The 9,825-nt window shown below is 60.9% G+C and carries 10 protein-coding genes; 8 read left to right on the top strand and 2 right to left on the bottom strand.

The annotated features are described in order from the left end of the window. The first annotated feature begins 321 nt into the window (after positions 1 to 321). Positions 322 to 597 carry a hypothetical protein gene (locus E4U03_RS11845; RefSeq protein ID WP_135013929.1) on the top strand — a complete coding sequence of 92 codons (276 nt, stop codon included), beginning with the start codon at positions 322 to 324 and terminating at the stop codon, positions 595 to 597. Positions 598 to 826: 229 nt separating this feature from the next. Continuing rightward, positions 827 to 3,133, top strand: a complete 2,307-nt coding sequence (dnaB, locus tag E4U03_RS11840) for a replicative DNA helicase (protein WP_228066257.1) — start codon at positions 827 to 829, stop codon at positions 3,131 to 3,133. A 40-nt stretch (positions 3,134 to 3,173) separates the two neighbouring features. Here dnaB and E4U03_RS11835 read toward each other — a convergent pair whose 3' ends face one another. Continuing rightward, the gene (locus E4U03_RS11835) at positions 3,174 to 3,854 is read right to left on the bottom strand and encodes a TetR/AcrR family transcriptional regulator (protein ID WP_135013928.1); all 681 of its coding nucleotides are present in this window, start codon (positions 3,852 to 3,854) and stop codon (positions 3,174 to 3,176) included. Positions 3,855 to 4,009: 155 nt separating this feature from the next. Here E4U03_RS11835 and E4U03_RS11830 point away from each other — a divergent pair, with 155 nt between their 5' ends. The 6 genes from E4U03_RS11830 to E4U03_RS13450 all read left to right on the top strand — a co-directional run bounded on the left by E4U03_RS11830 (position 4,010) and on the right by E4U03_RS13450 (position 8,332). Further along, positions 4,010 to 4,438 carry a DNA alkylation repair protein gene (locus E4U03_RS11830; RefSeq protein ID WP_135013927.1) on the top strand — a complete coding sequence of 143 codons (429 nt, stop codon included), beginning with the start codon at positions 4,010 to 4,012 and terminating at the stop codon, positions 4,436 to 4,438. Between the two features lie 70 nt (positions 4,439 to 4,508). Then, a complete protein-coding gene (locus tag E4U03_RS11825; RefSeq protein WP_135013926.1) occupies positions 4,509 to 5,366 on the top strand; it encodes a uroporphyrinogen-III synthase in 858 nt (285 codons plus the stop codon). A gap of 19 nt (positions 5,367 to 5,385) precedes the next feature. Beyond that, positions 5,386 to 5,973 (top strand): DUF421 domain-containing protein, encoded by a 588-nt coding sequence (locus E4U03_RS11820; protein WP_245207729.1) that lies wholly within the window; start codon positions 5,386 to 5,388, stop codon positions 5,971 to 5,973. A gap of 91 nt (positions 5,974 to 6,064) precedes the next feature. Continuing rightward, entirely contained in the window at positions 6,065 to 7,504 is a 1,440-nt protein-coding gene (locus E4U03_RS11815) for a sensor histidine kinase (RefSeq protein WP_135013925.1), read from the top strand. Between the two features lie 35 nt (positions 7,505 to 7,539). Then, complete coding sequence (locus E4U03_RS13455) at positions 7,540 to 8,205, top strand: response regulator (RefSeq protein ID WP_228066255.1); 666 nt, start codon at positions 7,540 to 7,542, stop codon at positions 8,203 to 8,205. Beyond that, positions 8,201 to 8,332, top strand: a complete 132-nt coding sequence (locus E4U03_RS13450; protein WP_322785926.1) for a hypothetical protein — start codon at positions 8,201 to 8,203, stop codon at positions 8,330 to 8,332. The genes E4U03_RS13455 and E4U03_RS13450 overlap by 5 nt, the downstream gene beginning before the upstream one ends. A 94-nt stretch (positions 8,333 to 8,426) precedes the next feature. Here E4U03_RS13450 and E4U03_RS11805 read toward each other — a convergent pair whose 3' ends face one another. Next, positions 8,427 to 9,410 carry an LLM class flavin-dependent oxidoreductase gene (locus E4U03_RS11805; RefSeq protein WP_135013924.1) on the bottom strand — a complete coding sequence of 328 codons (984 nt, stop codon included), beginning with the start codon at positions 9,408 to 9,410 and terminating at the stop codon, positions 8,427 to 8,429. Between the last annotated feature and the right edge of the window lie 415 nt (positions 9,411 to 9,825).

The following is a 9,825-nucleotide window of genomic DNA, read 5'->3' as shown; positions in this document are numbered from 1 at the left end:
GGGTGGGTTGGGGTCTGCACAGGGGAGGTAGCGGGCGCCGAACCCTGCAGGTTGGCGAGCGCCTTTTCCAGCTTCTCCACCCGCTTGAGCAGCTGCTTCTGCCCCTTCTTCAGGTACTTCACCTCAGCTTTGAGCTCCTTGGTGTCCTTGCCCTTGTTCTTTGTGCTGCCCACCGGCGTCCTTTCTCTGACTACGACCAGCCCCTCTTGGCGCTAGCCAGCTCAATCTCTAGTACTTAAGTACTCTAGCTAGAACCCATGCTACCGAGATAAAGTTAAGCCCATCACACCACTGTCGTTGTGAGCACCAAAGGAGGCAGTCATGACTCTTTCCCCTACCGTCACAACTCCCGCCCTCAACCGAGCAGCAGGACTACTTATCTGGGGTGGAATTGGGCTTGCCCTTGCTGCCTTTATCGCTGGACTGACCTACTCCGAACCCTCCTGGGTTTTATTCAACCTTCTCCCTGCCGCTTTCGGCGGCGTCATCGTTTTCGATCTAGGGCTTATCCTCGGTTTGGTTGCTGTCTACAGAGGCCAGGCCGGGCAGGTGCTACACACCGCCGACCCCACAATGCTAGGTCGGCTATCGCCCTGATGGCTATCGGCGTCGTCCTCATCCTGGCCTCCCGTAGCGCACCTACTCGCTGTTCCCCTCGGCCTCCTAGGAAGTGCCCGTCGCCCCCACCCTGGTACTGCTCTATGCCCTCTTTGCCGTCTACTACTGCCTCACCAACGTCTAGTCTCACAGCGAAGCGGTGGTCTCCGGGCGCTCGCAGGTGAGATGATAGAAGCTCACCATATTCTTCACTACCGAGGGGGTCGCCTTGTCTGAGAGCCAGTCTGAGTTCGTCCGCACACCGCCGCACGACGACACTGCCGAGCAGTCTGTACTGGGCGGCATGATGCTCTCCAAGGACGCCATCGCCGACGTCGTTGAGGTCATCGGCGGCGGCGCTGACTTCTACAAGCCCGCCCACGAGATGATTTATGAGGCCATCATCCACCTCTACGGGCACGGTGAGCCGGCGGATGCCATCACCGTAGCCGATGAGCTAACCAAGCGCGGCGAGCTGAACCGCGTGGGCGGGGCGGCCTACCTGCACTCCCTGATTGCGGGCGTTCCCACCGCAGCTAACGCCGGGTTCTACGCCGAAATCGTGGCCGAACGCGCCATGCTCCGCCGCCTGGTTGAGGCTGGTACCAAAATTGTGCAGCTGGGCTACTCTGGCGACGGCGAGGCCGAGGCTCTGGTCAACGCCGCCCAGGCCGAGATTTACGGTGTCTCTGCCAACAACACCAAGGAAGACTACGTCCCCCTCTCAGAGGCCATGAACAGCACGGTCGAAGAGATTGAGGCCAACGGCTCCCGCGACGGCGGCGTCCACGGCGTGCCCACCGGCTTCATCGAGTTCGACGAGCTCACCGCCGGCCTGCAGGCCGGGCAGATGATCGTGATCGCGGCGCGTCCGGCGATGGGTAAAGCGCTCGCCCTTGATACCCCCATCCCCACCCCCACAGGCTGGACCACCATGGGCGATATCCGCGTGGGCGACACCGTTCTGGGCGCAGACGGGCACCCCACAACCGTCACGAACGCTACCGACGTGATGACCGGGCGTCCCTGCTTTAAGGTCATTTTTGATGACGGAACCGAAATCATTGCGGACGCCGAGCACCAGTGGCTCACCGAAACCTGCGCGTCCCGTCGGGCACGCTCGTCAGCTCTGGCGGGTTCAGGTGGGGGGCGTGTGCGGACGTCCGTGGGCGCGCAGGTGCGCACCACCGCTGAGATTCGTGAGACGGTTCGCTGTGCGACGGCTGACCGTCGAGCCAATCACTCCATTGCTAACACTCGTCCGCTCCAGCTTCCCGAAGCTGACCTGCTAGTGGCCCCATACACTCTGGGAATTTGGTTGGGTGATGACTCAACAGTCTTGGCTCCGAGTGCTGAGAGCCTGCGTACTTTGGGTGTTCTGAATAATAAGCACATTCCTATGCAGTACCTACGGGCCTCTGAAGCGCAGCGCCGAGCTTTGCTGGCAGGGCTGCTCGATAGCGACGGCACCGTTACAAACGCCGGGTGTATTCAGTTCACGGTTACGAACCGCCAGCTGGCATACGATACCCAGGAGCTGGCGCTTTCTTTGGGGTACCGCACGGGTATGGCAACAAAAAAGGTCAAGGGTAATAGCGAGGCTACGTCGACGGCCTACAAGCTGACCTTCTCTTCCTCTGATTCTGTTTTTGCTCTGTCTCGCAAGAAGCAAATGTACCGTGACCGCGATGCCTGTCCGACCCCTAAGCGGAGCTCTCGCTACATTGTTGCTGTGGAGCCTGTTGATTCTGTGCCGGTGCGCTGTATTGAGGTGGATAATGAGCAGCATCTTTTCTTGGCTTCTCGCGCTTTTGTGCCCACCCATAATTCCACATTTGCCTTAGACATCGCCCGGTCTGCTGCCATTAAGCACGGTATGACCACGGTGTTCTTCTCCCTGGAAATGGGCCGCAACGAAATTGCGATGAAGATTCTGTCGGCTGAGGCTGGCATTAATCTGTCTGATCTGCGTAAGGGCAAGCTGGACGATGACCAGTGGGCCAAGATTGCTACCGCCATGGGCAAGATGGATTCCGCTCCGCTCTTTATCGACGATTCACCCAACATGACCCTGATGGAGATTCGCGCTAAGGCCCGCCGCCTGAAGCAGAAGAATAACCTCAAGCTGATTGTTCTGGACTACCTGCAGCTGATGAGCTCGGGTAAGAAGGTTGAGTCGCGCCAGCAGGAAGTTTCGGAGTTCTCGCGTGCTCTCAAGCTGATGGCTAAGGAGCTTGAGGTGCCTCTGATTGCCCTCTCGCAGCTGAATCGTGGCTCTGAACAGCGCACTGATAAGAAGCCGCAGGTGTCGGACCTTCGCGAGTCGGGCTCGATTGAACAGGACGCTGATATGGTCATTCTCTTGCACCGCGAGGACTACTACGAGAAAGAATCAACCCGCGCAGGCGAGGCGGACGTCATTGTCGCTAAGCACCGTAACGGCCCCACCAAGACTATCGCGGTTGCCTTTCAGGGCCACTACTCGCGCTTTGCCAACATGGTGCACGATTCTTACACCGGCACCGAGACCTTCTAGCCCCAGCCTAAAAACAAGCCCCCAGGAGTCGGCCCTTTCGTTAGAACAGGCCGTCAAACAGCGACAGCTGCTCCTGGGGGCTCTTCTTTTTCGACTCGGGCCGGGTCTTGCGGGAGCGAGAATTCCCCTCAAGATAGCTCCGGACTGCCGGTGCAGTGCATTCAGCCAATTCGTCGGTGCTGAGCGCGGCAAGGTGGAGGAGCCCCAGAAGGTAACGCCCTACCGCTACCCCTAGCAGGTGGGCGCTTAGGAGCTCCGCGGACGCCTCATCCAGGCTAGGCTTCAGTGGGTCAGTACAGCTTTGGGTAAGGTGCCGCGCCAGAGCTTCCTTGATGGCGGGTGCTCCCGTGGCTGACGCAAGAGCCGAACGAACTAGACCTATAAGCAGCGGCCCTGTCTCGGGCGATTCCCACAGGTGCAGGTAGGCCGCGACAAGATCGGTAGCCCAGTCGCCGCTGCTGGGTGATGCAGTTTGGCGGGGTGAAAACTCCATTGCATCGTTGAGCAGGGTTGTGAAAAGGGCTTCTTTTGACCCAAAGAAATGTCGAATGAGGGCGGGGTCAACCTGGGCCTGCGTGGCGATAGCCCGCACAGAGGTACCCTCGAACCCGTGTTTAGCAAAGAGGGCAGTAGCTGCCTGCAGAATATCGTCGCGGGAGCGGGTGCCGCCGCTGCGTCGTCCGCGGGGCGAGCCGGAAGTAGTAGAGTGCTGAGCTGCCATACGCCCAGTCTACCCAAAATTCCCCACCCGTAGATGAAATTCATCAGGTGTAGAATAATATCACCACCTGTTGAATTGTGTAGGGTGGACTAAAAACCCCGTTCGCAAACCCCAACTCATCACCTGAAAGAGCTCTATGAACTTCTCTGCCTTGCATGAAACCCTGGTTGCGTCGTCCAATCCCGCCAATGCCGCCCCCCATGGCCGCCTACATGCGCGATCAATTCCCCTTCCTGGGAATTAAAACCCCGCAGTGCCGGGAACTCATCAAACCCCTGCTGGCAGAGGCCCGGGTAGACGTTAAGACTCAGGGCATAGACCGCAGCTTCGTTGAGGTTTGCTGGCAGGCTCCGGAACGGGAGTTCCAGTACGCCGCGCTCGACTATCTACATGCCCTGCGCCGCTACCTCGAACCTGAAGACATTGACTGGTTGCGCGATCTCATTGAAGAGAAAAGCTGGTGGGACACCGTTGACCGCCTCGACACCATGGTCGGTGAGATTCTCTGGCGTAACCCTAACGACGATCTCATGCTTGCCTGGGCGCAGGACGCCAACATGTGGGTCCGTCGCGTCGCCATTTGAGTGTGCGCGAAGGCTCTAAACGTTTAGGATAGTTCTACCGCGTGTTCTACCCCGGCGGTACCCTGGTGTTATGACTTCCTCAGCTCCTTCACTCCGCGCGTCCGCCGCCCCCGATGCCGGCCTGCTGGCCGGTAAGACCATTGCCGTGACAGCCTCCCGTCGTATTCAGGAGCAGGTTGCTGCTTTCGAGCGGCAGGGGGCGCGTGTGCTGGTGGCCCCCACCGTCCGTATTGTGCCGGTAGCAGACGACACCGAGTTGCACGCGGCCACCGACCACATCATCGCCCACCACCCCGACGTCCTGCTGGTCACTACCGGTTACGGCCTGAATGGTTGGTTCGACTCTGCCCGCGAGCGAGGCCTTGAGGAGCAGCTGCGGCAGGCTCTTGCGGGGACTACGATTTTGGTGCGTGGCGCTAAGGGCCGGGGTGCGGTGCGTGGTTTGGGGTTTGAGGACGCTGGTATGGCGGCGCAGGAGCGTACGTCGGCTTTGGTGGATTTGGCACTTGAGCGTGGTGTGGCTGGGTTGCATGTGGTGGTTCAGCAGCACGGGTCGCCGGATGCTACCGAGGAGCGGCGTTTGGTGGATGCGGGGGCGCGGGTGGCGGCTGTGGTGCCGCACCGGTGGGAGGCTCCTGAGCGTCCTGAGCTGGTGGATGAGTTGATTGATGCCCTGGTGAGCTCTGAGCTGGATGCGGTGACGTTTACTGCTGCTCCTGCGGTGTCTGCCCTGTTTGAGGCGGCGTCGACTCGCGGGGTGTTGCCGCAGGTGGTTGAGGCTTTTAAAGCGGGGACTATTGCTGCTGCTGTGGGGCCGGTGACGGCTGAGCCTCTTGAAGAGGTGGGTATTGTGCCTGTGGCTCCTGAGCGTTTCCGTCTGGGGGCGCTGGTGAAGGAGCTGACCGCGGCCCTTGCCGCTAGCAAGTAGACAGCGAGAAGAGGGGCTGGTGACTGTGTTTGAGCCGCCGCAGGGGTGGGGCCCTGCTCTGATTGAGTATTTGGGTATTGAGCCCTGGCGTATTCCGATTGTGATGCTCTCTGCCCTGGGTATCTACCTGACCTTTTTGGTGCTGGTGCGTATCTTTGGGGTGCGGGTGCTAAGCGGCTGGAACGGTTTTGATGCGGTCATCATCATTATGTTTGGCGCGGTGGCTGGCCGCGTGATTATTGGGCACCCGCCGACGCTGGCGTCTGGCATTGTGGGGCTGGGCACGCTCATGCTACTGGAGAGTATCTTTGGTGCGGTGCAGTCGGTGACCGGCATCCGGCACATTAACCACAAGCCCCGGGTGATTATGGCTCACGGTAAGTTTGTGGTGCGCCATTTGAAGCGCTCGCATTTGGCGCCGGCTGAGGTTTACGCGGCCCTGCGGAAGGCTGGGGTGTCGCAGCTGAGTCAGGTACAGTGCGTGGTGCTGGAGGCTACCGGCCAGCTGTCGATTGTGCGTGAGGGTGTCGAGATTGATCCGCAGCTGCTGCGCGGGGTGGTGGGTGCCGATAAGGTGTTGAAGAAGCGGTCAGGACGCCCGGGGTAGAGCTAGCTCTACCTGGCAGCTGGGGTGCGGGTGGAGTAAGAGTAGAGACCGCCCCACTGTGCGCGGGCAGTAGCCGCGAAAGAATAGAAGCATGACAAGCACCGATTACACCCTGCACGACGCCGCACCTGCCGCACCCGCGGCAGGGAGCCAAACACCGGCGTCCTTTGATACTGACCCCGCCGACCAGCCCAAGCCCGTCAAGAGCCTGTGGCGCCGTATGGCTAACCCCTTCTACATTTTTACTGCTGGCCCCTGGATCGCGTTTGCCGTGCTGGTAGCCCAGGGCATCGTTGCCTCCCTGGTGACCGGCCTGACCGCCTCCATTATCGGTATCGCGGTTCTACCCTTTGTCGCTATCGGGTTTGCGGTCTATGAACGCTGGCGCCTAGCAAAGACCGGCCACGGGATAATCGCTAACGGCCACGTCGACTACCCCAACGCCAGCTTCTGGCAGGGAGTCTTCTTCCGCCTCAAGGAAATCGCCACCTGGCGCGAGGTCGGCTCCCTGGCGCTGACCTCGCTCTGGGGCTGGCTGGCAGGTGCAGTACTCGGCCTGCAGGTCATGGCCCTTGTCGGCACCAGCGCGGTAACCTACTACCTGGGCATAGGGAACAGGCTCTACCTTGACTGGCAGCACCTTTCCCTCTACTCCCAGGGGGAAATGAACTACTACATCAACCAGGGTATTCTTCCCTCAAGCGGCCAGATCTTTGAAGTTACTCCCCAGTACTGGTGGGTCTTCCTGGCAGCTATCCCCGTCCTGCTCATCGCCTTTGCCTACGTCAACGGCCTGCTGGCCGCCACCGGCGCTAGCCTCTCCAAGCTGATCTTGTCCTCCCGCCCCGAGGAACAGGAACGCGAACTAGCCCGCCTGACCGCCTCCCGCGCCACCATCGTCGACGCCTTCGAGGGCGAACGCCGCCGTATCGAACGCAACCTGCACGACGGCGTCCAGCAGGAACTGGTCAACCTCAACCTGCGCCTTGGCCTGGCCGAGATGGAAGCGAAGAACCTGGCCGCCGATACTCAGGACGCCCGCGCCGCAGCCCTGCTCAACCACGTCACCGAGGCCCGCACCCAGCTTTCCCACGCCCAGCAGACCCTGCGCGACACCGTCCGCGGTATCTACCCGGCAGTGCTCGAAGACCACGGCCTCAAAGCTGCCCTGGAAGAACTGGTGCGCCACAGCGTCCTGCCGGTCCACCTGACCTACGACGCCCCCGTCCGCCTGCCGCGCGATATCGAACGCACCGCCTACTACACCGTCAATGAGGCCCTGACCAACACCCTCAAGCACGCCCAGGCCCAGTTCGTCTCGCTGTCAGCGTTTGTCGCCGGCGAGTCCCTGGTAGTCATGGTTGAGGACAACGGCATCGGCGGCGCTGACCCCGCCCGCGGCACCGGCCTCGCCGGCCTGGTAGAACGCGCAGCCGCCCTGGGTGGCACGGTGCAGGTGGATTCCCCTGCCGGTGGCCCCACCCGCCTGACCCTGGCCCTGCCCCTACCCAAGGGCCCAACAACCCTGTAGCGTTTCACGTGAAACGTTGTCACGAAAGGTGCCCCATGCGCATTATCCTCGCCGAAGATTCCGCCCTGCTCCGCCAGGGGCTGACGATGGTACTAGGAGCGCTGGGGCACTCCGTGCTTGCAGAAGCAGAGGACGCCCCCACCCTGCTCACCGCCGTTGAGGCAGCAATGGCGGGGGAGGGCGTCGACGCCGTCATCACCGATGTGCGCATGCCTCCTACCTACACCTCTGACGGCCTTAAAGCCGCCCTACAGCTGCGCGAGACCTACCCCGGCCTGCCCATCGTGGTGCTCTCCCAGTACATCACCACCGCCTACGCCCGCGAACTTTTCGCCCGCTCTGCGGCGGGGCTGGGCTACCTGCTCAAAGACAGGGTGGGGGACGTCGAAGAATTCGCCCGCGCCCTCGAAACCGTGGTTGCAGGTGGCACCGTCATCGACCCGGACGTCGTCCAGCACCTTCTCGGTGGCACCTCTAGCGGGCAGATGGCCGGGCAGATACCCGGTACCCCGGCGGGTACTTCCGGCGCGGACGCCCTCACCCCCTCTTCCTACCCCGGGGTAGGAAGAGGGGGAGCGTCTGCCCGCCAGCCCGGCCAGGCAACCCACCCGGTAGGGGGCAAACTGGCCAGGCTCTCCCCACGCGAGCTGGAAATTCTGCGGCTCATGGCCCCGGGGGGGGCGGTCAAACGCAGAGATTGAAGCTGAACTTTTCATATCCCCGGCAACCGTCGCCAAGCACGTGGGCAATATCTTCGACAAGCTCGACCTACCCGCCGATACTGGCAACCGCCGCGTCCGCGCGGTCTTGGCTTTTCTAGAAGGCTAACGCCCCCGTTAAGGCACGTACCCCAGTTTTTGTGCATATACCCCCTCTTTATCGCGGGGTATATGCACAAAAACTGGGGTACTTACTTTTGCCCCTACTTCTGAATCATGGCCTGTGCCAGCACCTCAAGGCCTCGGTGGGCCTGTTCCGTGCTGGGGGAGAGGTTAGAAATCATCAGCTCGTTGGCCTGTACCGAATCAGCGAAGCGGGTGAGGTAGTCACCTACCTGCTCCGAGGTACCTACCGCGGTGTAGCGCAGCATGTCCAGGATCTGCTGGCCCTGGGGTGAAGCGACCAGCATATCCAGTTCATCGTCGCTCAGGTCGCGGTCGTCTAAGCGCATCATGGACTTCACCCGCTGCCGGTGCGCAATCACCTGCTGGGCGCGGGCGTCCTCTTCTGTATCGGCGGCAATCACGTTAGCTGCCGCGATTACGTAGGGCTGCTCTAGCTGCTCTGAGGGGGTGAAGCGCTCGCGGTAGACCGCTATAGCCTGTTCCAGGTAAGTGGGGGCGAAGTGGGAGGCAAAGGCATAGGGCAGGCCCAGGGCACCAGCGAGGGAAGCGCCGAAGAGGGAGGAGCCCAAAATGTAGAGGGGCACATTTGTCCCTACCCCCGGGGTGGCGTGGACGCCAGGCACACGGGTGTCCCCGCTCAGATAGCCTGCGAGTTCCTGGACATCCTGGGGGAAGTTCTCTGCGTCCTGCGGGTCCCGGCGTAGGGCAGCGAGGGTGCGCATATCGGTGCCGGGTGCCCGGCCCAGACCCAGGTCGATACGGTCGGGGTACATTTCGGCCAGGGTGCCGAACTGTTCTGCCACGGTGAGGGGAGAGTGGTTGGGCAGCATGACGCCGCCAGCTCCCAGTCGAATGGTTGAGGTCTGTGCACCAACGTGGGCAATAAGCACTGCCGGGGCAGCTGAGGCAATGCGCTGCATGTTGTGGTGTTCTGCGTACCAGATGCGTTCGTAGCCGAGCTTCTCTGCGTGCTGGGCTAGAGCTACAGAGCGTTTGAAGCTGTCTGCGGGGCGTTCACCCGGGAAAATGAGGGCAAAGTCGAGCAGGGATAGGGCTGGCATGGTGAATGTCCTTCTCTATATAGGGGTTGTGTATGCCTGACATAACGGGCAGAAAGGGTGCGGTTATTCCTTGAAAAGGGGTAGAGAAGGGCAGCTTGGGGTAGTTTCGAAGGTTTTTCAAAGAATTTTAGGTGCAGTGGGTCATAGATGTGAGCCATAGACCTGCCTCACTAGTCGTCTGTGACTAGGGTAAATATTGTCGATGGGGGTGCTTTGCGGGGCTGAAAATGGGGGTGCGGACGCCTAGGGGCGGCTTTTGGGGTCATTTTCGACTTGCGAAGTGTTTTGAACCTGCGTAGAGTATTACGAGTCGCCACGGCACAGGGGAAACCCACCAAGCGACAAAACACCTAGTCACATAGCGAATTCAGGCCAAAGCCGGAACCGAGAAATCCCAACTCGCACGAGTGAGAGT

It is taken from the genome of Rothia nasimurium (assembly GCF_004569295.1).
GTDB lineage: Bacteria > Actinomycetota > Actinomycetes > Actinomycetales > Micrococcaceae > Rothia > Rothia nasimurium_B.
This window is presented reverse-complemented; position numbering and strand designations above follow the sequence as displayed.